The organism is Paenarthrobacter aurescens, assembly GCF_025421775.1.
GTDB lineage: Bacteria > Actinomycetota > Actinomycetes > Actinomycetales > Micrococcaceae > Arthrobacter > Arthrobacter aurescens_B.
In genome coordinates, this window is sequence record NZ_JAOEFX010000807.1 from 1 (window position 1) to 230 (window position 230).

The 230-nt window shown below is 68.7% G+C and carries 1 pseudogene; it reads left to right on the forward strand.

Features of this window, described 5'->3' with window-relative positions:
• Positions 1 to 230: pseudogene (locus N7568_RS25645) on the forward strand (glycine/betaine ABC transporter ATP-binding protein); the annotation flags it as partial.

A 230-nucleotide genomic window follows, 5' to 3' on the forward strand; every position in this document is an offset into this window, starting at 1 on the left:
CGTCGGTGTGGCCCGGGCCCTGGCCGCTGACCCCGCGTTCATGCTGATGGATGTACCGTTCAGCGCAGTGGATCCCGTGGGCCGTGGCCAGCTGCAGGAGGAGTTCCTCCGCCTCCAGCGCGAGAGCGGCAAGACCCTCATCATGGTCACCCACGACATTGACGAAGCCCTCAAGCGGGGCGACCAGGGGGCCGAGATGCGCGGCGGCGGCAAGCTGGCGCAGATGGCTA